Annotated in this window: 20 protein-coding genes; 19 read left to right on the top strand and 1 reads right to left on the bottom strand. The window is 38.9% G+C overall.

What is annotated here, in order from left to right:
- Window positions 1-38: 38 nt before the first annotated feature.
- The 17 genes from pfkA (at window position 39) to BO15_RS0101360 (ending at window position 22,103) form a co-directional block, all read left to right on the top strand.
- A complete protein-coding gene (gene pfkA, locus BO15_RS0101440; protein WP_033151737.1) occupies window positions 39-1,025 on the top strand; it encodes a 6-phosphofructokinase in 987 nt (328 codons plus the stop codon).
- Window positions 1,009-1,815: a TrmH family RNA methyltransferase gene (locus BO15_RS0101435; protein ID WP_033151736.1), complete on the top strand. Its 807-nt coding sequence runs from the start codon at window positions 1,009-1,011 to the stop codon at window positions 1,813-1,815. The genes pfkA and BO15_RS0101435 overlap by 17 nt, the downstream gene beginning before the upstream one ends.
- Window positions 1,816-1,952: 137 nt before the next feature.
- Entirely contained in the window at window positions 1,953-3,182 is a 1,230-nt protein-coding gene (locus BO15_RS0101430; protein WP_033151735.1) for an OFA family MFS transporter, read from the top strand.
- A 231-nt stretch (window positions 3,183-3,413) separates the two neighbouring features.
- Window positions 3,414-5,537 carry an FAD-dependent oxidoreductase gene (locus BO15_RS0101425; protein ID WP_033151734.1) on the top strand — a complete coding sequence of 708 codons (2,124 nt, stop codon included), beginning with the start codon at window positions 3,414-3,416 and terminating at the stop codon, window positions 5,535-5,537.
- Window positions 5,537-6,643 (top strand): NADH-ubiquinone oxidoreductase-F iron-sulfur binding region domain-containing protein, encoded by a 1,107-nt coding sequence (locus BO15_RS12965; protein WP_052169705.1) that lies wholly within the window; start codon window positions 5,537-5,539, stop codon window positions 6,641-6,643. Before BO15_RS0101425 ends, BO15_RS12965 begins: the two co-directional genes overlap by 1 nt.
- A 190-nt stretch (window positions 6,644-6,833) precedes the next feature.
- Window positions 6,834-8,282 (top strand): FAD-binding protein, encoded by a 1,449-nt coding sequence (locus BO15_RS0101415; RefSeq protein WP_033151733.1) that lies wholly within the window; start codon window positions 6,834-6,836, stop codon window positions 8,280-8,282.
- Window positions 8,283-8,309: 27 nt separating this feature from the next.
- Window positions 8,310-8,702: a C-glycoside deglycosidase beta subunit domain-containing protein gene (locus BO15_RS0101410; protein ID WP_033151732.1), complete on the top strand. Its 393-nt coding sequence runs from the start codon at window positions 8,310-8,312 to the stop codon at window positions 8,700-8,702.
- 17 nt (window positions 8,703-8,719) lie between these two features.
- Window positions 8,720-9,775, top strand: a complete 1,056-nt coding sequence (locus BO15_RS0101405) for a sugar phosphate isomerase/epimerase family protein (protein WP_033151731.1) — start codon at window positions 8,720-8,722, stop codon at window positions 9,773-9,775.
- A 3-nt stretch (window positions 9,776-9,778) separates the two neighbouring features.
- Window positions 9,779-11,269 carry a sugar ABC transporter ATP-binding protein gene (locus BO15_RS0101400; RefSeq protein WP_033151730.1) on the top strand — a complete coding sequence of 497 codons (1,491 nt, stop codon included), beginning with the start codon at window positions 9,779-9,781 and terminating at the stop codon, window positions 11,267-11,269.
- Window positions 11,270-11,281: 12 nt separating this feature from the next.
- Window positions 11,282-12,229, top strand: coding sequence for an ABC transporter permease (locus BO15_RS0101395; protein WP_033151729.1), 948 nt, complete (start codon window positions 11,282-11,284; stop codon window positions 12,227-12,229).
- 26 nt (window positions 12,230-12,255) lie between these two features.
- Window positions 12,256-13,338 carry a sugar ABC transporter substrate-binding protein gene (locus tag BO15_RS0101390; protein ID WP_033151728.1) on the top strand — a complete coding sequence of 361 codons (1,083 nt, stop codon included), beginning with the start codon at window positions 12,256-12,258 and terminating at the stop codon, window positions 13,336-13,338.
- A gap of 94 nt (window positions 13,339-13,432) precedes the next feature.
- The gene (locus tag BO15_RS0101385; RefSeq protein WP_033151727.1) at window positions 13,433-15,850 is read left to right on the top strand and encodes a GH39 family glycosyl hydrolase; all 2,418 of its coding nucleotides are present in this window, start codon (window positions 13,433-13,435) and stop codon (window positions 15,848-15,850) included.
- Between the two features lie 183 nt (window positions 15,851-16,033).
- Window positions 16,034-17,104, top strand: coding sequence for a Gfo/Idh/MocA family protein (locus tag BO15_RS0101380; protein WP_033151726.1), 1,071 nt, complete (start codon window positions 16,034-16,036; stop codon window positions 17,102-17,104).
- A 172-nt stretch (window positions 17,105-17,276) separates the two neighbouring features.
- Window positions 17,277-18,698, top strand: a complete 1,422-nt coding sequence (locus BO15_RS0101375; RefSeq protein ID WP_052169704.1) for an MFS transporter — start codon at window positions 17,277-17,279, stop codon at window positions 18,696-18,698.
- A 207-nt stretch (window positions 18,699-18,905) separates the two neighbouring features.
- The gene (locus BO15_RS0101370) at window positions 18,906-19,913 is read left to right on the top strand and encodes an NAD(P)H-dependent oxidoreductase (RefSeq protein WP_033151725.1); all 1,008 of its coding nucleotides are present in this window, start codon (window positions 18,906-18,908) and stop codon (window positions 19,911-19,913) included.
- 26 nt (window positions 19,914-19,939) lie between these two features.
- A complete protein-coding gene (locus tag BO15_RS0101365) occupies window positions 19,940-20,779 on the top strand; it encodes a sugar phosphate isomerase/epimerase family protein (RefSeq protein WP_033151724.1) in 840 nt (279 codons plus the stop codon).
- Window positions 20,780-20,819: 40 nt separating this feature from the next.
- Window positions 20,820-22,103: a Gfo/Idh/MocA family protein gene (locus BO15_RS0101360; RefSeq protein ID WP_033151723.1), complete on the top strand. Its 1,284-nt coding sequence runs from the start codon at window positions 20,820-20,822 to the stop codon at window positions 22,101-22,103.
- Here the strand turns inward: BO15_RS0101360 and BO15_RS0101355 are convergent, their stop codons facing one another.
- Window positions 22,104-23,381, bottom strand: coding sequence for a PucR family transcriptional regulator (locus BO15_RS0101355; RefSeq protein ID WP_033151722.1), 1,278 nt, complete (start codon window positions 23,379-23,381; stop codon window positions 22,104-22,106).
- Window positions 23,382-23,527: 146 nt separating this feature from the next.
- On the opposite strand from BO15_RS0101355, the gene BO15_RS0101350 reads away from it, so the two are divergent.
- Together BO15_RS0101350 and BO15_RS0101345 are read left to right on the top strand one after the other, a co-directional pair.
- Window positions 23,528-24,475 carry a flavodoxin family protein gene (locus tag BO15_RS0101350; RefSeq protein WP_330371995.1) on the top strand — a complete coding sequence of 316 codons (948 nt, stop codon included), beginning with the start codon at window positions 23,528-23,530 and terminating at the stop codon, window positions 24,473-24,475.
- A gap of 28 nt (window positions 24,476-24,503) precedes the next feature.
- Complete coding sequence (locus tag BO15_RS0101345) at window positions 24,504-24,965, top strand: hypothetical protein (protein WP_033151720.1); 462 nt, start codon at window positions 24,504-24,506, stop codon at window positions 24,963-24,965.
- Window positions 24,966-24,969 lie beyond the last annotated feature (4 nt).

Here is a 24,969-nt window from a genome sequence, read left to right as displayed (position 1 = left end):
ATTGTTTTCAGAGGGATATTTTAGGAGGATTTATCAAAATGGCAGATAAAGTAAACACAATTGGTGTCCTTACCTCAGGTGGTGACGCTCCTGGCATGAATGCCGCTATTCGTGCTGTTGTTCGTCAGGCAATCGCTAGAGGCAAGAAGGTAAAGGGTATTAGAAGAGGTTACGCCGGATTACTTTCAGGCGAGATTATAGATATGGACGCACACAGCGTTTCAGAGACTATTCAGCGTGGTGGTACTATTCTTCAGACAGCACGTTGTTTAGAGATGCTTAATCCTGAGTACCAGGAGAAGGCTGCTATGAATGCAATCGCTGCAGGTATCGATGGCCTTGTTGTTATCGGTGGTGATGGTTCATTCAAGGGTGCTCAGAAGATTTCTAAGTACGGAATCAACACAATCGGTCTTCCAGGTACAATCGATCTTGATATAGCATGTACAGAGTACACAATCGGTTTCGATACAGCTGTAAACACAGCTATGGAAGCTATCGATAAGGTTCGTGATACATCTACATCTCATGAGCGTTGCTCAATCATCGAGGTTATGGGTCGCGGCGCTGGTTATATCGCTCTTTGGTGCGGTATTGCAAACGGTGCTGAGGATGTACTTCTTCCAGAGCGTTATGATTATGATGAGCAGAAGCTTGTAAACCACATCATCGAAGGACGTAAGAAGGGCAAGCAGCACCACATCATCATCAATGCAGAGGGTATCGGTCACTCAACATCTATGGCTAAGCGTATCGAAGCTGCTACAGGTATTGAGACACGTGCTACAATCCTTGGTCACATGCAGCGTGGTGGTTCACCTACATGTAAGGACCGTGTATATGCATCTACTATGGGTGCAAAGGCTGTTGACCTTCTTTGCGAAGGAAAGACAAACCGTGTAGTTGGATACAGACATGGTGAGTTCGTTGATTTCGATATCGACGAGGCACTTGCTATGAAGAAGGACGTTGATGAGTACCAGTACTCACTTTGCAAATCTTTGAACAATGATTACAAGTACTAATAACAATCAAATCAAAAATATTATTGCACTTAACAAAAAAGCCAGAGAGCGTAAAGCTCAAAGGCTTTTTGTGATTGAAGGAATTCGTGCAGTTGCAGAAGTTCCAGCCAATCTTTTGGATAGTGTATATATCATAGAGGGCTTTGAATCCACAGCCGAGGGCAAGTCTTTCCTTTCACAGCTAAAGGAAAAGGCTCCTAATGTTCGCGTAGAAGAGGTGGCTACAAACGTATTCAAAACCATGTGCGACACGGTTACACCACAGGGAGTTCTTGCTCTTGTAAAGATGCAGGATTTCACTATGGATGATGTGCTAGGCATTGCTTCAGGCAAGCCAGCTCATGTGGTTATTCTTGAGTCGTTACAGGACCCTGGCAATATGGGCACCATTGTTCGTACTGCTGAGGGGGCAGGTGCTACCGGTATCATTATGAACAACACCACCGTGGATATCTATTCGCCAAAGGTTGTACGCTCTACTATGGGAAGCATTTTTAGAGTGCCACACATGATAGTTTCAGACCTAGGCGCTACTATCAAAGAGCTTGAAGAAAAGTATGGACTTTCAGTTTATGCTGCTCACCTAAAGGGCGAGAAATTCTACGACGAGCTTGATTTCACTGGCCCTACAGCTTTCATGATTGGAAATGAAGGCAATGGTCTGACTGACGAAATGTCGGCCCTTGCAACCAGCTACCTAAAGATTCCAATGGAAGGTCAGTTAGAATCTTTAAATGCATCAGTTGCAGCTAGTTTGCTGATGTATGAAACACACAGACAGAGAAAATAATAAAATATAAGCTATAGAAATAAATGTCGATGCAAATTGACATTTATTTTTTTTATAGTTAGAATGCAATTGCTGCGAAATTTTATAACTCATTATTATTCTCCAATCTTCAACCTAAGGATTAGAAGGAGAATAAAATGAATTTAGACAAAAAAAGATGGATTATTTTATTGGCAGGATGCTTTATTAATCTCTGCCTTGGCTCTATCTATGCATGGAGCGTTTTTTCTGCCGCAATGGCAGATTATTTCAATGCCACAATGGGTGGCAATATCACACCAGGTGATTTAGCAATTGTTTACACTATTGCAAACTCCGTTGGACCAATCACAATGATTTCAGGAGGATGGTTCAATGACAAATTCGGTCCTAAGAAAGTAATTCTTGTTGGAGGAATTATGTGGGGCCTTGGCATGTTCTTATCAGGATTTGCCACAAGTGTAGGATATTTAATTGTCACTTACGGTATTATCGGTGGACTTGGTCTTGGTATGGCCTATGGAAGTGTTATATCTACATGCGTCAAATTCTTCCCAGATAAAAGAGGATTAATTGGTGGAATAACAACAGCGGTTTATGGTGCAAGTTCAGTAATTTTACCACCAATTGTTACAGCAATTGTTTCAAGAACAGATGCAAGCTTTGCATTCAAGCTTGTTGGCATTATCTTTATTGTGCTTATTGCTGTTTCTTGTATGTTTTTGGAACAGTGCCCAGAAGGATATACACCTGCAGGATATACTTCAAATACAGCTGGAGCAAGTGCGGATGTAGTAAACAAAAACTGGAAAGAAATGCTTAAGACACCAGTATTTTATGTGATGCTGTTTTTATTAACATGTGGTGCTTTCTCTGGCATGATGATCATTTCTCAGGCATCTTCAGTTGCTCAGAACATGATTGGAATGACAGCAGTACAGGCTTCACTTGCCGTATCTTTACTTGCACTTTTTAACGCCTTTGGACGAATTCTTGCAGGCTACATTTCAGATAAGCTTGGAAGAATTAATACACTTATGATTGCATGTATGCTTGGTTGCATTGGAGGAATAATTCTTTATAATTGCGGAACCTCAGCAGCAGGCTTGTTCTATGTTGGTCTTGCAATCGTAGGAATCAGCTTTGGTTCATTTATGGGTGTTTATCCAGGATTCACAGCAGACCAGTTCGGTCCAAAGAACAACAGCGTAAACTATGGAATTATGTTCATTGGTTTTGCACTTGCAGGATATTTTGGTCCACAAATTATGAGAAATACATATGCAACAACAGGTGCTTATCAGCAGGCATTTATAATTGCATTAAGCTTTTCTGTAGCTGGAATCATATTTACATTCCTATACAGAATCCTTGCTAAGAACAAGTAAATAAAGGCTTTTTAAGGTTATTTTGGCCATAGATTTTTGAGATTGTAGAATCCAAAAGTCTATGGCTTTTTTGTTGCAATAAATAACAAGCATGTGTTGCAATATTAAATAATCAGCAGGGCCTATGCAAAATGAGAAAACAAATAGGAAAAAAATATAAAAGCAGGTAAGACTCATTCTGAATAAAATAAATGCAAACATTAAGATTAGATTTAGAAGGAGTCTTTAATTATGGCGACAGTTAGTTTGATAATTGATGGCAAAGCTATTGTGGCTGATGAAAACCAGACTGTACTTGAGGCAGCCTTGGATAATGGCATATATATTCCACATCTTTGTCACCATCATGATTTACATCCAAATGGCGGATGCCGTCTTTGTGTTGTAAAACAGGATGGAGTAGATGGTGTTATTACATCTTGCTCAACAAAAGTAAAAGAAGGAATGGTTATCAGCACTAAGGATGAAACAGCTGAAAAGGTTAGAAAGCTTTCAGTTGATTTGATGTTTAAAACACATCCTAGTGAGTGCGTTGGTTGCCCTAAATATGGTAAATGCCAATTAGCATCTATTTCACAGTATGTTGGTGATAGTGGACGTGATTTGAGAAGTCAGAAGCTTCCAACTATCGAAAATGAATCAAATCCTTTGATGCTTCATGAAATGTATAGATGTATTCTTTGTGGCAGATGTGTTCGTGCTTGCTCTGAATTGAGAGGTGTTGGGGCATTAAAATTCGAAAAAGTTGATGGTAGGATGAAAGTTGTTATCAACGGTAATAGCCTTGAAGAGGCAGGCTGCCAGTTCTGTGGAGCATGCGTAGAGGTTTGCCCAACGGGTTCAATCAGAGATAAGGTTGGTGTGTTTAAGGATGATCCAGGTTTAAGCAGAGAAATGACACTTGTTCCATGTAGCGAAGGATGCCCTGCACATATTAATGTCCCAAAATATATTAGATTCATTAAAGAAGGAAACTATCCAGCAGCAGCTGCTACAGTCCGTGAAAAAGCACCTTTCCCAGAATCACTTGGATATATTTGCGTTCATTCTTGTGAGCTTCAGTGTAAGAGAAATCATCTTGATGGACCTCTTTCTATTAGAAACCTCAAGAGATTTGCGGCAAGCCAGGATGATGGAAGCTGGAAGGCTAATGTATTTATGAAAGAGGCAACTGGTAAAAAGGTTGCAGTTATTGGAGCCGGCCCAGCAGGATTAACAGCGGCTTATTATTTAAAGAAGCTTGGCCATGAGGTTACTATTTTTGAAAAGTTACCTCAGGCAGGAGGACAGATGCGATATGGAATTCCTTCATATCGACTTCCAAGAGAGGTTCTTGACAGAGAAATAGCTGAAATCGAATCTATCGGTGTAGAGATTAAGTGCAATAGTGATGTTAAATCAGCAGCTGAGTTAAAGGCACAGGGGTATGACGCAGTATTTGTTTCTGTTGGAACACATGCTGGAAATAGACTTCCACTTGAAGGAAATGATTTACCAGATGTTTATTTAAATGCTGATTTCTTAAGAGCTATCAATTTAGGAAATCCACTTCCAGTAGGAGAGAATGTTGTTGTTCTTGGCGGTGGAAATGTTGCAATTGACTGTGCAGAGTCTGCACGTCGTTTAGGCGCAAAGAATGTTATTATGACTTGTCTTGAGGCTCCAGACAAGATGACAGCATCAGCTGAAGAAGTAGCATGGGCAAAGGAGGATGGAATTATTGTAGAAAATTCTAGAACCTTTGATGCCATTGAATCGGAAAATGGTAAGGTTACAGGACTTACAGTTACAGGAATTGAGGGATTAAAGTTTGGACCTAAGGGCCCTGAGTTTACAAGAATTCCAGATTCTACAGTTACATTCAAGGCAGATACTATTATCTTTGCTGTTGGCCAGCATCCAGATATCACTGATGAATTTGGATTAGATCTTAACAGAGGACGAATCATTGTAAGTGATGGTCATAAAACATCTGTAGATGGAATCTATGCAGCAGGTGATGCAGTAACAGGAACTCGTTCAGTTATAGCAGCAATTGCGGAGGCAAGAGCAGCTGTATCAGAGATTGATAAGTATCTTGGTGGTGATGGAAACATTGAAGAAAGTCTTGCACCAGAACAGATTGCAAACCCATATATTGGCAAAAACGAGAATCTTACAAAGACGCATAGATGTGAACCTAATGTCACATCAGCAGATAGCAGAGTTAATAACTTTGAGCCAATGGACCTTGGATTTGATTGCAGTAAAGCAGGTTGTGAAGCTAGCAGATGCTTACAGTGTGACCTTCGTTTACAGATATCTCCACAGAAATTCTGGAGTGATTATGTTGCAGAGGAAGGAGGAGCACAGTAATGGAAAAACTACTAGTTGTTAGCTGTGTAAGTGATGATGTTAAGGCACCTATTTCTATATATTTATTAAAGAATTATCTTGAAGATGTAGTGACAGGTGTGGAAAAATATGCGGCAAATATCGATGCAAGGGTGATGTATTTGCTTCCAGAGAATACAGATGTGGAAGGATTAGATGGTGAGGTTAGATACACAGGATATGTATCTCCAACATTAAATAATCCATATTCTGTTGCGCAGGTATTATCAGGAAATCTTCCTCGTCCTATGATTCAGGATGACTTTGTAGCTGAATATGAAAATCAGGAAGTGTTTGTAATAACACCAGAGACTGCATATGGCATCGCAAAAGGTACAGACGAGAAATTTGTTGTAATCAACAATGGTGATAAAACAGATGTAAAGAAGGTTAATGTAGGAACAAAGATTTCTGAAGTTATTTCTTTGGATGGAGTAAAAGCTTTACTTCTTGGCGGTTTAAAAGGTGAGTTTGTTTTGCCATCAAATGCTGCTGATTATTCAATTGAAGCAGCAGAAAAGTACAGTTCTATTACCGTATATACGAATGAAGATTGTATTGTGGAGAGCTGTGTAAAGCTTATGAATCAGGCCAAGGACGCCTCATGTGGTAAGTGTGTGCTTTGTAGAGAAGGTACATCTCAGTTCAATCAGATTGTTGAAGAGATGACTACTGGAAAAGCGAAGATGACAGATGTCGATTTGATAAAGGAAGTGTCAGAGCTTATTTCTATTGGAGCTTACTGTCCATTTGGTCAGAATATGACAAAGCCTTTAGTTTCAGCTTTGGAGCTGTTTGCAGAAGAGTTCGAAGAGCATATTAAAAGAAAGGTTTGTAAGTGTGGTAAGTGCTATAAAGCGGCAGAGCTTTACTACATTGATCCAGATGAGTGCCAGGGCTGTGGCGATTGTATTGACGCTTGTCCTGAGGATGCAATTGAAGGAAAAGATGGATTTATTCATGTGATAGATCAGGACCTTTGTGAACAGTGTGGCAAATGCGTTGCAGCATGTGATGAGGGCTGCATTAAGACTGCGGCAAAGCTTCCTAAGTTGCCAAAAAAGCGCACAAAAGTAGGAAAATTCTAATTAAATAAAAGGTTATTTGAGGCGTGCAACAATACATAGTTATTTGTTGCACGCTTTTTTTATGCCGTGATTTTGATTGCAATAATAGATAAGGTTTCAGGAAAAATAAAAAGGTTGAGATTAAGTGGTGATGTTAAGTTATGTATAAGAAAAAAATCCTAAAACAAGGTTGAAGATTTAAGGAGAAGTAATGGAAGAATTAAAAACACAAATCGTCGTAATTGCTGGAGGTCCTTCAGGAATGTCGGCAGCAGTTCAGGCGGCAGAAGATGGAGCAGATGTAATTGTTATTGAAAAAGCATCTATCACAGGTGGTGCTGCCAACATGGGTATGGGACCACTTGGAATTGGAACAAAATATCAGCAGCAGCAAATGATTGATATTTCAGTAGAAAAAGCATTTAACATGTTCATGGATTACACTCACTACAACGTTGATGCAAGACTTGTAAAAAGATATTTTGAGCAGTCTGCTGAGACAATTGAGTGGTTAGAGGATATGGGCGTAGAATTCGAAGGCGCTTTCAAATATTTCCCACAGTCAGAAGCAACATGGCACATCGTTAAGACTGGTAACAAAATTGGTCCACGTGCAGCAGGTCATATGAACAAAGCTCTTTTGAAGAGAGCCCAGGAACTTGGAGTTAAAGTTCTTCTTGAGACATCTGGAAAGAAGATTCTTAAGGATGATGAAGGAAAAGTTTGCGGCGTAGTTGCAGTAAACAAGGCTGGTGAGGAATTCACAATCCAGTGTAAGGCAGCAATCATTGCTACTGGTGGCGCTGGATGCAATAAACAGTTCATCCTTGATGAAATCGGTGTTGAGCAGGGGAAGGATGTGTTTAACTTTGCTATTCCAGGAATCATGGGTGATGGCTTAAAGATGGCTTGGGATGCTGGTGCAGATCACCTTCAGGTTCGTATTGAAGCAGCTTGTGATCCAGGTGCTGGTGAGGAAGCAAGAGCAAGCGTTCTCAATGTATTTAAGCAGCCAAACCTTTTAGTAAACAAGTTTGCTAAGCGTGTTATGAACGAAGAGTTCATGCAGAACACAACATACCTTAGCAATGTTGCAAGCCACCAGAAGGATAAAGTTGTTTTCAGCATTATCGATTCAACAATTGCAAAGACATATATGAAGAAGGGCGTTGAGGTTACAAACCTTGTTAACCCAGATGCAGATGTTTCAGATTTCCTTGAGGGAATGGACGAAATTCTTGCAAGAGGTTCAAAGAATTTCTTCAAGGGTGAAACAATTGAAGACCTTGCAGCACAGATTGGTGTTGATGCAGAGGTACTTGAGGAAACAATTGATGACTACAACGATTACTGTGAAGGCCGTGATGAAGAGTTCTTCAAGAACTATAAGTACTTAAAGAAGTTAAAGAAGGGGCCATACTATGCAGCAGCTATTCGTCCAGGCGGATACGGCACAGTTGGTGGAATCAGAATTAACGAGAACTGCGAAGCATGTGATAAAGATTTCATGCCAATTCCAGGTCTTTATGCAGTTGGTGCTGATTCATGCAATATTTACGAAGATAGCTACATGTTCCTTCTTCCAGGTAACTCAATGGGATACGCAGTAAATACAGGACGTATCGCAGGTATGGAAGCAGCAGAATATGTAGAGAATTAGATTTAAAGTTTTAGGGAGGAATAGAAAATGGCAGGAAGACCAATATATGATCCAGCCAGCTTTAAGAATGTAGAAGAGAATGGAAAGATTGTAGGCTTCTCTTTTGATTGGAAGGCGCAGTACTATCGTTCATTTACTCTTTCAATTTTAAGAGACATCATTCTTAATGTTGATGGTCAGGATGTAAATCGAGATGACATTATACTTACAGTAAATGGTGAGAAATTTACATTGGAGGAATGCAGAACAGTCATTGACCCAGAGTATCGTTGGGAATTTGGCGAGTATGCAACAGTAACAGTTAAAAAAGAAGGTGGCCTTGCAAAGGGTAAGCACAGCATTGTAGGAAAGCAGATTATTGCACCTTCATACATGCCATTCCAGATTGAGGCACCATGCAACATTGAATTTGAAATTTAGTAGGGAGGATACTAAAAATGAGTGATATTAAAAGATGCGTATCTCTCTACAGCTATCAGGATGAGTTTTATCTTGGAAAGCTTGATTTAGAGGGATGCCTTAGAGAGACAGCGAAAACAGGTGCAACAGGCGTTGAGCTTCTTGCAGAGCAAATGATTAGAAAGTTCCCACTTCCAATCGAGACACAGGATTTCAGAGATCAGTGGTTTGACTGGATGAAAAAGTACAATCTTACTCCAGCATGCTACGATGCGTTCTTAGAAAACCGTATATACGATAATCGTACTCTTACTCTTAAAGAGCAGGTAAATATGATGAATCGCGATATCAGATTAGCATCACTTCTAGGATTCCCAGTACTTCGTACATTGGTTTCTACTCCTATGGATGTAATTGAGGGAAGCTTACCATATGCAGAAGAGATGGGTGTAAAGATTGGTCTTGAGGTACATGCACCATTCTCACTCAACTCGGGATGGGCAGATGGCTATATGGAAATGATAAACAGAACTGGCACTAAGTACTTCGGATTTGTTCCAGATATGGGTATCTTCTGCAAGAACATTCCAGATGTTGTTCGTGATAAGGCACGTCGTCACGGTGCAAAAGAAGAATGCATCAAGATTGTTGATGACGCTTATGCAAATAGAGTAGCTAAGGGATTTACTAAGATTAAGTATGATTTAAATCTTGGTAAAGCCAATATGGAATATCGTATGGCGAATGGTATGGCTGAGATGATGGATGCAGTAAAGGCTGCAGGCGGCGGCCCAGCAGATTTGGAATATGCAGGTACATCATTTACATATTCTTGGTCTGAGCCACAGGATATTATCGATAACATTGATTATATCTTCCATACACATGCTAAGTTCTACAATGTACACGAAGATTTGGAGGAGACAGCAGTAGCTATTCCAGAGGTAATTGAAGCATATAAGAAGGCTGGTTACACAGGATTCCTTAGCTCAGAGTATGAAGGCGGAGAGCACCTTAGAATGGATCTTGATGTAGATTCAATCGAGCAGGTTCGTCGTCATCAGGCAGCTATGGCAAAGGCAATTGGAGAGTAATAATTGAAAAATGGGGGTGATTTTACGGAAATACTATCGTTAAAGAATATTACCAAAGATTACCCTGGTGTTAAGGCTCTTGATAATGTTTCAATTTCATTTGAAAAGGGAGAAGTTCATGCACTAGTTGGAGAAAATGGAGCAGGAAAATCTACCTTTATTAAAACAATATCAGGAGCCATTAAACCAACATCAGGTTCGGTGGTAATTGAGGGAAAAGAGTATTCGCAATTAGAACCATCTCAGGCGATCGAATTGGGGGTCGCTGTTGTGTATCAGGAAATGATACAGATGGAAGCGAGAACAGTTGCTGATAATATTTTTGCAGGAGTAAAGGACGGATTAATTGTTGACGACAAGGCCAGATATGAAAAGACAAAGGCTTTGCTTGATAAGTTTAACAGTAATATCGATCCAAATGCATATATCAGAGACTTGTCTATGGCAAACAGACAGATAGTGGAATTAGCAAAAGCTATTTCAAAGAATGCAAAAATCATAATCATGGATGAGCCAACGGCATCGATAACAGTTGCCGAGCAACAGAATCTTTATAGATTAGTAAAACAGCTTAAGGCCGATGGGGTAACGGTAATTTACATATCTCACAGATTAGAGGAGCTGTTTGAAATTTGTGATAGAGTTTCGGTACTTCGTGACGGTCAGTATGTCACAACAGTGAATATTGAAGATACATCGAAGGATGACCTTATTAAATATATGGTAGGTAGAGAGCTTTCGGAAACATATCCAACAAAGGAGCCTGCTAAGGATGAAGTTATTTTTGAAGTAGAGCACCTGACAGGTAATGGCGTTTCCGACATTAGCTTTAAACTACACAGGGGAGAGATTCTAGGGTTTGCAGGATTGGTAGGAGCTGGACGTACAGAAATCATGCAGATGATTTATGGAGTAGTTCCTAAATCCTCAGGAGTTATAAAGAAATATGGTGTTGAAATAAACCCACATTCTCCTAGAGAAGCAATGCACGAAGGCATAGGACTCATTCCGGAAGATAGAAAATATCAGGGATGTTTCTTGGATAAATCTATACTTTGGAATATTTCTATTTCCAACTTAAAAACATTAAGCAGACATTTCATTATGAATGCTAACAAGGAAGTGGAAGTAGCTGAAAGTTATAGAAGCAAAATGAAGATTAAGGCACCAAACCTTAAACAGAAGGTAGGAGGCTTATCAGGAGGAAACCAGCAGAAGGTTGTTATTGCAAAAGTGCTGGCAGCAAATCCTGATATCTTAATTTTTGACGAGCCTACCAGAGGCATTGATGTTGGCGCAAGACACGAAATATATACTCTTATGAATGAACTTACTTCAATGGGTAAGAGTATCATAATGGTTTCCTCTGATATGGAGGAGCTTTTAGGAATGTCTGAAAGAATCATAGTGATTCATGAAGGCAAGTTTGCTGGTGAAATACAAAAGAGCGAATATGACCAGCAAACAATTTTGAAGAAAGCGTCTGGATTGTAGGAGGAAAATGGAATGAAAAATAAGAAATCTATTGGGCGAATCATTTCTGATTGGTCTATGGTTATTTTACTTTTGGTATTAATGGTATTTTTTAGCATAATGTCACCTGCGTTTTTAACACCATTAAATATTACTAATATTTTGGTACAGAATGTTCACGTGGCAGTATGTTCAACAGCAGTATTTATCATCATGGTAAGTGGCGGCTGTGACCTTTCAATTGGATATCAAATGTCAGTAGCGGCAGTACTTTGCACAAAGCTTTTAGCTAATGGAACAGTATCAGTTCCTGTAGCTGTAATATTGGCAATTGTTGTTTGTTCTATATTGGGAAGCTTTAATGGCTTGATGACACTTGTTTTAAAAAGTAATGCAATGATAGTTACACTGGGTACAATGGCAATTTTCCAAGGTATTTCATATTTAATATCTGGATCTAAGACATTCCATAATTTGCCAAAGAGTTTTATGTATATTGGCCAGGGAAAGATTGGGGTTATTCCTTTAAATGTAATTATCATGGCTGTACTTGTTGCAATAGCAATCTTCGTTTTAACAAAGACATCAATTGGTAGAGATGTATATGCAGCAGGAGATAATCCTGAAGCAGCAAGACTTGCTGGATTAGATGTAGCTAAAATCAAAGTTTTAGCATTTACGGTGGCAGGTATTTTGGTTGGTATTTCTGCAGTATTGTTAGCATCTCGTTCAGGTTCCGCTGACTCAAGCACTGGTGTAGGTATTGAGTTCACTGGAATCACAGCCTGTGTTCTTTCAGGTGTTGCTCTTAAAGGTGGTGAGGGTACACTTTGGAAGGCAATTGTAGCGGTATATGTTCTTGGTGTTCTTGCAAATGGTATGCAGCTTATTAATCTCGGTACATATCCACAGTACATTGCAAAGGGATTAATCATGCTATTCTCACTTTACCTTAGCAATAGAGAACAGAAGAGTATATAAAAAACAAAATAATTGGAGGGTATTAAATGAAAAAGAAACTATTATCAGTGGTAATGACAGTAGCTTTGGTTGCTTCCTTGTTCGCGGGATGCGGAAGCTCAAAGACAGGTGACACTCAGGCGACAACTTCAGATTCTAAATCTGAAACAACAGAGTCAGCTGATAAGCCAGGTGAGGGCAAAACAGTTGGTTTCGTAACATTTGGATTGGGTGGAGATTTCTTCCAGATGTTAGCAGATGAATTTGTAACAGTATTTGAAGAAGCTGGTTATGATGCTCAGTATGCAGATGGTGAGTTCAATCCAACAACTCAGATTGAAGCATGCGAAAACTTCATAGCAATGGGTGTAGATGTGTTATTCTGCTGGTCAGTAGCACCAGAGTCAATGGACGGAATTGTTACTGAGTGTCAGGAAAAAGGCATTAAGTTTGTAGCATTCGTTGCACCTACATCAGAGTACGATGCACTTATGGTTTCAGACGATGCAGAACTTGCTGACTATGCTTGTAAGCTTGCTGCAAAGTGGATTGATGAAAAGTATGCAGATGCTGACGACCATTCAGTTCCAGTAGTTGTTCTTTCTTGTAGAACAGCTGATACTGGTGTAATTCAGGCAGACGAGCTTGATAAGATTGAGGAATTCTCTACAAAGGCAAAGTTTGTAAAGGAAGTTGAATGCCAGGATGAGACTGTAGATGATGGTATGAAGGCAACAGAAAACCTTTTTGCTACAGATGATTCAACAAAGGTTATTTTAACTGCTCATTCAAACATTGCTACAGGTGCAAACAACTATTTAACAGGCCTTAGCTCACCAGTTCAGGATTATTCTGATATGGCAATTTTTGCTATCAACGGTGATAACGCTATGGCAGAGCTTATCAAAACATCAATTAATGATGAGTGCCCACTTCGTGGTATGGTTATGACAGGTTCTGTTAATGATACAGCATCTGAGATGCTTTACGTTTGCAATGGTATTTTAGATGGTTCCTTAGAGGAAGGTCATATTCAGAAGGCAGGAACATTATTTGTATACTCAGATACTGTTGATGAATATCTTGAAACTGGTACAGTAAAATCTGTAACAAATGCTGATTTTGATTAATAGTATACTAAGTTGAAAACAGGGGAGAGGCTTTTTGCTTCTCCCTATTTCTTATTGTATAATGTTTGTCGAAAACTAATTCTAAGGAGTACTAATGAACAGTTTCAATCAGTTTAAGGTAAACGTATATAGAAATATCTCTGAACCTCAGCATCTTCATACTGATGTTGAATTATTGTATATAGTTGAGGGGACTATAAATGTAAAAATAAAAGATACCGTCTTTACACTTGGCCGTGATGATGTAATGGTTATCAATTCCAGTATCCAGCACAGCATAGAGACGGTTGAGAAAAGTATAGTATGTTCAATTATGTACGATTATCAAATATTAGTGCATATGTTGAAAAAGCCAAACAGCTTCTTTTTGTGCAACAGTTCAGTAGATAAAACAAAGTCTTATAAAGAAATAATTAATAGTTGTCGTGACATTATATATCAGGAGGTCACTTCCTTTAAAAGAACAGACAGCCTTAAATATAGTATGCTCTACAAGCTTCTTGATGAGCTGATTGAGCATCATATGGTGGATGATACAAACACAGAAATATCAGAGAACTTCGATGCAGATGAAAAGCTTCAAATCATCATCCACTATGTACATACAAATTATCAGGACGGCATCAGCCTTTCTGATTTAGCGAAGCAGATGTATACCTCTACTTCGACTCTGTCTCGATTGTTCAAGAAACAGACTGGTACATACTTTGCAGAATATGTTAATCAGGTAAGAACTCGCTATGCCATAGACGAGCTTTTATACACTGAAAAGAACATGACAAAGATTGCCATGGATTGCGGTTTCTCAAATGCTTCTGCATTTACAAAGGTATTCAGAGACATATACAACATGGCTCCTACTGAGTATCGTCAAAAGATGAAGGGGCAGGTAGAAAAAAATACAAACAACATTGATGAGGATGTTAAAAAGATTATTCAGGCAGACTATAAATGGAATGAAACATCCGTTGATATAGAACCTAAAGTAGTGGAGGAAATCGATGTTAAGCAGTCATCTGATTTAAAGCGCAGCTGGAATAAGCTTTTCAATGTTGGATTTATTCATGATATTTTAAATGCCAATGTTCAGTACCACATTCAATATTTGGCAAAAGAAATAGGTTTCACATATGCCAGAATCTTTATGGTATTCAACACAAAGACAATGGTATCTGATGGTGTTACTGTCGGAGATTACAACTTTGACATGATTTTTGAAGCCTTGGATTTCTTGGTAGAAAACAGAATTACTCCATGGCTTGATTTTACAAATCGACCATATGCCAATGTTACTAATTCTGAGGAGACAGCATGGTTCGAAGATATTTCTATCAAATATAAGGATAGGCGAGTTTGGGAAAATCTTTACAAATCATTCTTCAGAAGTCTGGTACGTAGATACGGAGAAAAGGAAGTATCTAGATGGCGTTTTGAAGTAGGTATGGAAGGTGTCCATGCTGCTTACACAAACCTTACAGATGATAGAAAGAACTTTGGTGAAGCATTTTCATGTATCTCCAAAGAGCTTAAAGCTGTAGCACCAGATGCTCAGTTAGGATACTGCACAGGTGCTGGCGTTACTGGAACTGTAGACGTAAGCGATTTGGAAAAGGATATTGCTATGCTATATGCACAGGAGAATAAACCTGATTTCTTATCAGCATTATTCTTCCCATACATGACTAAGCATTACACGGTTGATTCAGTTAAAAAGACTGGATTCGTTCGTTCGGCGGACAGAGATTTTGAAGGTCATGAATTTGAAAAGCTATATGGCATAATGGACAAATTAAACATCCCTCATGAAAAGCTTGTTGTTAGTGAATGGAATATTACAGTATCCAACCAAAACTATCTAAATGATAGCTGTTTCAGAGGCTGTGTCCTTATCAGAAATATTGTAAAGCATGCAATGGAAGCAGAAATATTTGGTATGTGGATTGCAACAGACTGGCAGTGTAACTCTTATTCAGCTAGAAGAGTAATCAATGGTGGTGGCGGATTAGTTTCAAAAGAAACAATCAGAAAGCCAATTTTCTATGCACTAAAGATGCTAAACCGTCTTGGCTCAAAGGTAATTGCGCGAGGTGATAACTACATTGTCACAAGAGTTGCAGATGATGAATATCAAATCATTTGTTTCAATACTGTTTGGTACAATTCTAGCTATTTTATTGATGCTGAAAACCAGTCTACTGTAGAAGATGCAAAGGCATACTTTGATCCTCATGATAATAAAAAGCTGGAAATCAAATTAAAGGGTGTTAGTGAAAATAGCGGATACTACGTCAAGAAGAGAACTGTAAACCAGGATAATGGTTCTATTATTGATGAATGGGCAAAGTTCGATAACGATAGCAGACTTGAAAGATCAGACGTTAAGTTTCTTCGCGACAAGTGCGTTCCAGATTTATCAAGAACACTCATTAAATCAAAGGGCAATGTACTTACTTTAAACATTGATTTGCAGGCTGAGGAGTTCTGTGCACTGCATATATTCCCTGAGTTTTAAAGTGGCCGCAATAAACTACATTGTTTTCTTGCAGATGAAAAACCTCTTAAAATCATTATTGCAACAATATATAAAATATTTAAAAGTATAAAAGAGAATAAAACACTGAGAATCGGTATATTTTAATCATAAAATATACCGATTTTTTAATAGCGCTATGTTGAAATAAATAGGAGGTTTTAAATGGAAACAATAAGAATAGGTATTATTGGCCATGGTTTCATGGGACACGAACATGAAACAATGCTTACAAAGCTTGATGGCTACAAAGTTGTTGGTATTTCAGATATTGATCCAAAGCAGCTTGAAGATGTAAAAGAAGGAATTAAGAGATATTCTAGCAATGAGGAAATGTTTAATGACCCTGAAGTTGATGTTGTATTAATTGCAGCAAACAACAATCAACATCATGATTTGGTAATTCAGGCAGCAAGAGCTGGCAAAGATATTATTTGTGAAAAGCCAGTTGCCATGAGTGTTGAAGAACTTGATGATATGGTAAAGGTAGTTGAGGAGTGTGGAGTAAACTTCACAGTTCATCATCAGAGAAGATTTGATAAAGACTTCCGTACAATGAAGAATGTTTTTGACAGCGGGACACTCGGTGATGTCTATACAATCAAGAGCAGCCTTTATGGATTCAATGGAAACATGCATGATTGGCATGTATATGTTGCAGAAGGTGGCGGAATGCTTTTTGACTGGGGCGTACATCTTTTAGATCAGATGCTTTGGATGATGCCTGGAGCAAAGATTAAAACAGTATTTGCAGATGTTAGAAACGTAATCAATTTTGAAGTAGATGATTACTTTAAAATCCTCATGAAATTTGATAATGGAATTATGGCAGAGGTTGAGCTCGGTACATATTTCCTTACAGATAAGATGGATAACAAGTGGTTTGAACGTCATTGGATTATGGGTGGAAACAAAGGTACAGCATACTTAGATGGATTTGATCCACAGGGAGCAATTGTTCGTACAAACGGACTACTTCAGAATGTAGGTGGACAGCGAACCATGACTGCAGCGGGCCCAACACGTTCATTTGGTCCACCACCAGCAGGAAAGCTTATCACAGAGCCACTTCCAATTGCTGATACAACTCATGAGAACTATTTTGAAAACTACCAGAATGCTCATGAAGGTCAGGAAGACTTCTTGGTAAAGATACCAGAAACAAGACGTGTTCTTAGACTTATGGAAGCAGCAAGAGAGTCAGCTCGTACTGGTAAATCTGTCGAATTTGAATAAGAAAAATTGTGAACAAAGTGTGTGCAATGAATGATATGATTTCATTGCACACATTTTTTTGGTTGCTAATATTTGCAATATATAACAAGTATTTGAAATTGGAAAATAAAGTAGATATCAAGTTTGATGCTAATATCTTATCATCAAAGGACCGAAAGGGAGGTATTTACAAATGAGCGATGTAACATTGTCAACAGAGGCTAAAGTTGACGCATCCGCAAAGAGAAAGGCTAATCCTAAACTGGCAGTAGGATATGCTTTTGGAGAGGTTGGTTGTCAAATGTCATGGTACATGATTAACAACTACCTTACACTTTTTTACAGAGATATTGTTGGTTTAACGGCAACAGCAATTTCTCTTATCATGTTAATTGCACGTGTTTGGGACGCAATTAACGATCCAATGATGGGTTCTATTGCAGATAGAACAAACACTAGATGGGGAAGATTTCGTCCATACTTATACTTTGCTCCACCATTCCTTGCAATATTTAACATTTTGACATTTACAGTATGGCCAATGGAAGGTGCGGTAAAGGTTATTGTTTGCTTACTTTGCTATGTGGGAACAGGTATGGCATATACAGCATGTTCAATTGCTTATCAGGCATTACAGAACGTTGTTGCTATCGATTCAAAAGAAAGAATGCTTCTTGCAACTTGCAGAAATATTGGTTCATCTGTTATTGGTATCGTACTTTCTGCAACAGCTGCACCACTTCTTTTAAAGCTTTCTAAGCCAGGTGTTGAGGCGGCAGATGCTCAGGGTTATTTCAGATTCGCAATAATCATGGCAGTAGTATTACTTGTTCCATTCTGGATTTGTGCAACAATCTGTAAAGAAAAATATACAGATGTGCTTCATGCAAACAAGGGTAAGACAGAGAAACTTAATTTCTTCCAGGCAATGAGAGAAATTGTAAAGAACGATCAGCTTCTTATGGTTGTACTTGCAACATTACTTGGAACAATCTGTGTATCAGGCCGTATGGGACTTCTTACATTCTATATAATTTATGTAGTTGGTGATTTCAGACACATTGCAACATTCTTCACAGTTATGACTGTTGCGCAGCTTATTGGTAGCTTCATGCTTCCATGGGGAACAAACACATTTACAAAGAAGGGCTACTTAATCATCCTTCAGATGGTCATGAATGTTGGCTTCCTTGCAATGTTCTTCCTTCCAAACGCAGGAATGCCTGTATTACTTGGTATTTCATTTGTTTGTGGTCTATGCAATTCTGCATCAGGTATTTGCTATGGTCTTGTGGGTGATTCACTTGAGTATGGTGATTGGAAGCTTGGCCGTCGTCAGGAAGGTGTTGCAGCATCAATGCTTAGCTTTGGTGTTAAGATTGCAACAGCTATCTGCGGCTCAGCAGGTATCCTTCTTTTGGATGTAGCAGGTTATGTTCCATTGGCTGAGCAGACAGCAGCAGCTCGACAGGGAATCAATGCAGTAGTTAACCTTATTCCATTTGTAATTGGTATGCTTTCAATTGTTCCAATGTTCTGGTACAAATTAACACCAGCAAAAGTTGAAGAAATCAGAAATGATCTTGAAAATGGTGTTCATCAATATGAAAAATAATTATTAGCTTAAAGCTCCGCATTTTGCGGAGCTTTTTTAATACCAGAAGACTGCAATGAAAAACAAACACCCATTGCGTTCATTTGTAAAAAGCTTTTTTGATTGCAAAATTTGACAAAAGAATATGTAACAAAATAAAAGATGGTGATTATTTATTACACTATATTATTCCTATAAACAAGGAGTACTACGGAGGTTAATAATTTTATGGAAAAAAAGAAAGTTCTTGGCATTTCATTTGGACGTAAGATGTCCAACTGCGATGTTATGGTAAAGGAAGCTCTTATGGAGTGCCAGCGAGAAGGCTGCGATGTTGCATTCATCAGAGCAGATGATTTAGATATCAGCAACTGTACTGGTTGCATCGCTTGTACAATCGGAACAATGACTGGCAGAGGACGTGGATATTGTGTAAAACATGATGATTTCGATATTCTTGACGAAGCTGTTATGCAGGCAGATGCAGTTATTCTTGCTTGCCCAACTTATGAAACATCTGTAACAGGTCGTTTCAAGACAATTTGTGATCGTATCGGACCTAGCCATGATATTACATTTAGAAAAGCTAGATATGATGAAGGTAAGGCTGCTGGTGAGCCAGAAGAGAAGCTTCCAGATGCACGTGCATTTAAGAAGCGTTCTGCAGCTCTCATTTCTGTTGGTGGTGCTATGACTGAGGAATGGATTGCACTTACACTTCCAATGATGTTTGAATTTACATTCCCAATGGGAATTGATGTTGTTGATACAGTTGAATATTATGGTGCAATGGCTTGCGAGAACGTTGCAGGCAATCCAGAAATGATGAAGAGAATGACTCGTGTAGGTAAGAACATTGTAGAGTCAATCAATTCAGAAGATGAGGATGAGAGAATCAAGTATCGTGGAGATGAAGAAGGTACATGCCCAATCTGCCACACAAGACTTATTCAGTTTGCACATGATAAGAAGACAGCTTCATGCTTAGTATGTGGTAGCATTGGTACTTTCGATATCGTTGACGGTGAATTTGTAATGCACTATACACAGGAAGAGCTTGATCGTTCACGTCTTCGTTGGGGTGGAAAGTTAGAGCATTCTACAGAGATTAAGACACAGGCTCAGCCATCAGGAACAATTAAGAATCTTAAAGAACTTAAACAGCCATATGCAGATTTCAATCCTGGAATTTGGCCAGTTGATACAAATGCATATGGAAATGTAAAAACAAAGTAATAGATAAGTAGTAAAGGAGAAATGTGATGAGTAAGAAATTACCAGTTGGTATTCAAGTTTATGGTCTTAGAGACTTACTTGAAAACACACCAGAAAACTTTAAAGAAGTAATGACAAAGGTTAAAGAACTTGGCTATGACGGTGTTGAGCTTGCAGGTCTTTATGGACTTGAGCCAGAGTTCGTTAAGAAGACATTAGATGAAGTAGGTCTTATTCCAATTTCAGCTCATGTAGCATTCGCTGAAATGATGGATGACATTGATAAGGTTATCAAGGATTACTCAACTATCGGTGTTAAGTATCTTGTTATGCCGTACATGGCAGAGGAATATCGTCCAGTTAATCCAGAAGGATTTAAGGAATTCCTTCCACTTTTAAATGAAGTTGGAAAGAAGATTCATGACGCAGGAATGACTTTCCTTTATCACAACCATGACTTTGAGTTCGTAAAGCTTTCAAATGGCAAGTGGGGTTATGATGAAATGTTCGACAGCATTCCAGCTGAGAACCTTCAGTCAGAGCTTGATACATGCTGGTGTGATGTTGCTACAGGAGAAGCACCTGAATTTATTAAGAAGTACACAAATCGTATTCCAGTAGTTCACCTTAAGGATTACATCAAGAAGGGTGAAGTTAAGAATATGTACAAGCTTATCGGAATTGAAGAGGAAGAGTCAGAAGGCGATACAGGATACTTTGGATTCCGTCCAGTAGGCTTTGGACAGATGATTTGGGAGCCCGTTCTTGAAGCTTCACTTGAGGCAAATGCAAATTGGGTAATCGTAGAGCAGGATGAGCACTACGAACTTGAGCCACTTGAGTGTGCTCGTCGTAGCCGTGAATATTTAAGAATTTTAGGATGGTAATAGTAACTTATTAAACCAGGCGGAATGTAAGGAGTAAGAAATGAAAAAAGAATTAAGAATTGCAATTATCGGATGTGGTATGATTTCACATCGTCATATGACAGTAATTGAGAACCTCAACAAGAGAGGCGAGAATTTAAAGGTTGTAGCTGCAGCAGAAATTGATAAGGATAGACTTATGGCTTGGGGCAAGCAGTACGGCATCGATGAGAAGGATCTTTATGTAGACTTCCGTGAGATGTTAAAGAGAGATGATATTGATGAAGTAGAAGTATGTGTACACAACAACCTTCACACATCAGTTGCAACAGCAGTTATGGCAGCAGGCTTCCCTTGCTACTCTGAGAAGCCAATGTCAGCTAGCTATGCAGATGCAAAGATTTTATATGATGCTCAGAAGAAGTATGGTCAGAAGCTTGCTATCCAGATTAGCTCAATCTACAATCCACAGACACGTATTGCTAAGGAAATGATTGCTGATGGAAAGCTTGGTAAGGTATATCACGCACGTTCAGTAGGTCACAGACGTCAGGGCCGTCCGGGCTATGATATGCCATTCTTCAGCCGTGATTTCGTAGATCCAGAGGTTGGTGTACACGGACCACTTTTCGACCTTGGTATTTATCACTTAGCTCAGATGCTTTATGTAATGGGTATGCCAGAGCTTGAAAGCGTTTATGGTACAACTACATGTGATTACTGGAGAGATAAGAAGATTGATGACGCAGTAAACTGCCATACACCAGTTGAAGATTTATCTGTTGCTATCGCTCGTTTTAAGAACGGTCTTTCAATGGATATTTACGAGGATTGGGCTATTCACATGGATGAAGTTGGCTCAACATTTATCGCAGGTTCTCTTGGTGGTCTTAAGTTTACAGATGTTGACCAGACAGGCGGTCCAATGGCTGTACCTGAAGGCGGAGCTATCGTAGGTGGTGGCGATTTACAGAAGCCAAGACTTCAGTACTTTGGTGTTGATGAAAAGGGACGTCTCTTTGATACAAAGCTTGAGTGTGCAATCGGTGATATTACAGGTCAGCAGGAGCTTGCCCTTCATCCAGAAATGGAAATGTACAATGACAATCAGCTTCATTGGTATTCATATCTCCGTGGAGATCTTACAGATGAGACAAGAATTGACTCACCTTATATCGCAATGCAGACTGCATTCCTTTCAGAAGGTGTTATGCTTTCAAATGAGCTTGGTCGCTCAGTAACTGCTGATGAAATCAAGAAGATGTCAAAATCAATTGCTATTCGTGAGCAGAAAACAGACTTTGGCGTAATTACTTATGACTTCGATGAGTATAAGCCAGAATAATCAATACCGGTATTTCTTGGAAATATCCAAAATCTTAAGGGATATTTCATAAGCAAACATGTTATCAGGATTCGATATGTCAATGTTGAATAATGACTTCATCTTCTCAATTCTATAAAAGAAAGTTGATTTATGTATGTGGAGTGCCTCGGCTGCGGCTGGAGCACTCCTATTACATTTTATGTATGTCTCTAGTGTATTCAAATATTCGGTAGAGTTTTCCATGTCATAGGCTTGCAAAAATTTTATTGCAGGATGAATAGTTGCAAGGAAAAGAGATGGATCATCCAACAATGTTGCAATGTGTCTGAGACAATACTCTCCATATCTAAGTATATTTCCAATATTTTCTTCCAAATCAACCATGTTAAAAATACATCTACATTGACCAAAGTAAGTTGGTGCTTCCGTTAGTTCCGTAAATACGAAGCTTATTGTACAAAGCATTCGGTTCATTGTAAGGAAGGTAGATAGTCGGTCTTCAGTAGCTATGCTAAATGGTGAAGTGCGCTTTGCTGGAAGAAGTGTAACTAATTGTCCTTCGTAGGTTCCTGTAATGGCAGCTGGAAATATGGACTGGAGTTGCTGACAAAAATAGTTTGTTGATAGCAGCTTTGGATCAGAATCAACAAATTCATAGGCCATCAAATAATAGTAAGCGCTAGGTTTATATCCGATAGAGCCAATCTGAGATTTGATAGTATCTTCATTTTCGAAATGTCCTAATAAAAGCTGCTTTAGGAAACGGTCTACAGTTATTCCGTTTGGATTAATGTAGGCATTATTTTTCTGTAGATAGACAGAAATAATATGTGAAAGGTGATGAATAATTTCTAAATCATCATCTGTAAAGTCTCTGTTAATGCCTCTAACGCAAATGTATCCTACAACAGCTCGATTGATACGTATGCTTTCAAAAGCCCAGTCATATTCAAAGGCATCTACTTTAGTTGTAAATGGGTAAATGCTGTGGAAAATGTGGTCTGTAAGATTTGACTCTTTCATGTCGCTTGAGAAGACATTCTTTAGGGAAAGACGATCATTTCTTACTTCCAGTGAACGAGCATCATCAACTGTTGGATAGGAGTCCAAAATAGAAAAGCTACTATCACAGATGTTTATAGGATTATTCAAATAGCCATACGCCTTTTGTAGGATAAGATTTAATTCATGTCCATGACGAAGGACGGTGAAAAGGGATTCTTTTTTCTGCTGAAGTTGTTGATAACTTTTAATAAAGTCCCGCATATCTTCTAATTCGTTGTTCAATTCTTCCATAATAACCTCCAAAGGATACTTACTGAGTATATCAGACAAATGTCGGAAAAGTAATCTCCTTTTTATAGATTTAATTGAATTTATGTCTGATGAATATATAAAAAAAGATTGTTATATTTTTATCAAACAAAAGTAAAAGGAGAATAATGATGGCTATTAAAGTTATGGGTGTTGCTGCCGGTAGAAAGGACAGCAACAGCGAAATTTTGTTGAAGGAGGCGCTTATCGCCTGTGAGGAGGCTGGTGCAGAAGTCACTATGATCAACCTCAGAGACTACAACATTTTGGATTGTACAGGATGTACTTCTTGCACTATCGGAATGTCTCAGGGTAAGCATGTTGGATGTATCCTCGATAAGAAGGATGACAAGAAAAAGATTATGGATGTCATGCTTAATCAGGACGCTGTAATTTTTGCAGCACCAACATATGATTTGATGCCAGCATCAAACTATCTTACATTCGCACAGCGCAGTCTTAGCTACGAGACAGCATTCCTTGAAACAATCGGTGCTATAGAGCACAAGGACCGTGTAGCAGGTCTTATCTCAGTGGGTGGTTCCACAAGAGCATGGCAGGCAATGGCTCTTGAGGGTATGCAGGCAACAATGTTTACTACAGACTTCAAGGTAGTAGATATGCTTCTTGCAACTCAGGTTCCTGGCCCTTCTCAGGTACTTCTTAAGGATGATTTAATCGCAAGAGCTCACAAGATGGGTGAGAACATCATCAAAGCAGTCCAGACTCCAGTTGAAGAAAGAGGATGGCTTGGTGACGAGGACATGGGATGGTGTCCAAACTGCCACAGTAATGCACTTGTTCTTGGAGAGATGCAGTGGGATGGTCTTCACTATCCAATTGAGTGCCAGGTTTGTGGAGCAGGTGGAAATCTTGAACAGACTGCTGATGGCAAATGGAAATTTGTTATTCAGAAGGATGGCCTTATCAAGGACAGAACCACAGTAGCAGGACGTGCAAAGCATCTTGAAGAGATTGCTCACACCCAGGGCGGTTTCTTTGCAAATCCAGAAAACAGGGAAATCGTAGCAAGCAAAATTGGTCGCTACAAAAACAAGCAGTTTAAGGGTATCTAAAAATTAAATAACAGGGAGATGTACGATAATGAACATGAGCAAAAAATGTAAAGTTTTAAACGTATTGATAACAAATATTCCTATAGCGTTTGCTATTTCTTTAGCTGCACAGCTTATCGCAACACGTACCGTTGTACCTAAACTTTTATTAATCAATTTTACACTTGCATATATAATCTCGTTTTTTGTTGGAATGTTTATTCCAGCAGTACCTTGGGGATTAAAGTTTGCAAGCGCTTGTAAGGCAAAGCAGGATACATTACCATTCGGACTTTTAGTGAATGTAATTGTCAATCTTGTGTATGTAGTAGTCAACTGTATTTTCCTTACTTACTTTAATGTTGTTATTTTGAGTCACGCTCCAGTCGTTGCATATTTCTTTGCAATGATTTCTACATTCATTCCTATCTACTTAGTAGGATATGTTGTTTCATTCTTATGGAACAGACCAGCAGAAATGCTGGCCAGAAAAATTACTGGAGAAGTGTAAAAGG

The sequence above is a fragment of the Pseudobutyrivibrio ruminis HUN009 genome (assembly GCF_000703005.1).
GTDB classification, from domain to species: domain Bacteria; phylum Bacillota; class Clostridia; order Lachnospirales; family Lachnospiraceae; genus Pseudobutyrivibrio; species Pseudobutyrivibrio ruminis_A.
This window is presented reverse-complemented; position numbering and strand designations above follow the sequence as displayed.

Bases quoted from the DNA above. Each gene is read 5' to 3' on its own strand.
- pfkA (WP_033151737.1), top strand. From the start codon at position 39: ATGGCAGATAAAGTAAACACAATTGGTGTCCTTACCTCAGGTGGTGAC.
- BO15_RS0101435 (WP_033151736.1), top strand. From the start codon at position 1,009: ATGATTACAAGTACTAATAACAATCAAATCAAAAATATTATTGCACTT.
- BO15_RS0101430 (WP_033151735.1), top strand. From the start codon at position 1,953: ATGAATTTAGACAAAAAAAGATGGATTATTTTATTGGCAGGATGCTTT.
- BO15_RS0101425 (WP_033151734.1), top strand. From the start codon at position 3,414: ATGGCGACAGTTAGTTTGATAATTGATGGCAAAGCTATTGTGGCTGAT.
- BO15_RS12965 (WP_052169705.1), top strand. From the start codon at position 5,537: ATGGAAAAACTACTAGTTGTTAGCTGTGTAAGTGATGATGTTAAGGCA.
- BO15_RS0101415 (WP_033151733.1), top strand. From the start codon at position 6,834: ATGGAAGAATTAAAAACACAAATCGTCGTAATTGCTGGAGGTCCTTCA.
- BO15_RS0101410 (WP_033151732.1), top strand. From the start codon at position 8,310: ATGGCAGGAAGACCAATATATGATCCAGCCAGCTTTAAGAATGTAGAA.
- BO15_RS0101405 (WP_033151731.1), top strand. From the start codon at position 8,720: ATGAGTGATATTAAAAGATGCGTATCTCTCTACAGCTATCAGGATGAG.
- BO15_RS0101395 (WP_033151729.1), top strand. From the start codon at position 11,282: ATGAAAAATAAGAAATCTATTGGGCGAATCATTTCTGATTGGTCTATG.
- BO15_RS0101390 (WP_033151728.1), top strand. From the start codon at position 12,256: ATGAAAAAGAAACTATTATCAGTGGTAATGACAGTAGCTTTGGTTGCT.
- BO15_RS0101385 (WP_033151727.1), top strand. From the start codon at position 13,433: ATGAACAGTTTCAATCAGTTTAAGGTAAACGTATATAGAAATATCTCT.
- BO15_RS0101380 (WP_033151726.1), top strand. From the start codon at position 16,034: ATGGAAACAATAAGAATAGGTATTATTGGCCATGGTTTCATGGGACAC.
- BO15_RS0101375 (WP_052169704.1), top strand. From the start codon at position 17,277: ATGAGCGATGTAACATTGTCAACAGAGGCTAAAGTTGACGCATCCGCA.
- BO15_RS0101370 (WP_033151725.1), top strand. From the start codon at position 18,906: ATGGAAAAAAAGAAAGTTCTTGGCATTTCATTTGGACGTAAGATGTCC.
- BO15_RS0101365 (WP_033151724.1), top strand. From the start codon at position 19,940: ATGAGTAAGAAATTACCAGTTGGTATTCAAGTTTATGGTCTTAGAGAC.
- BO15_RS0101360 (WP_033151723.1), top strand. From the start codon at position 20,820: ATGAAAAAAGAATTAAGAATTGCAATTATCGGATGTGGTATGATTTCA.
- BO15_RS0101355 (WP_033151722.1), bottom strand. From the start codon at position 23,381: ATGGAAGAATTGAACAACGAATTAGAAGATATGCGGGACTTTATTAAA.
- BO15_RS0101350 (WP_330371995.1), top strand. From the start codon at position 23,528: ATGATGGCTATTAAAGTTATGGGTGTTGCTGCCGGTAGAAAGGACAGC.
- BO15_RS0101345 (WP_033151720.1), top strand. From the start codon at position 24,504: ATGAACATGAGCAAAAAATGTAAAGTTTTAAACGTATTGATAACAAAT.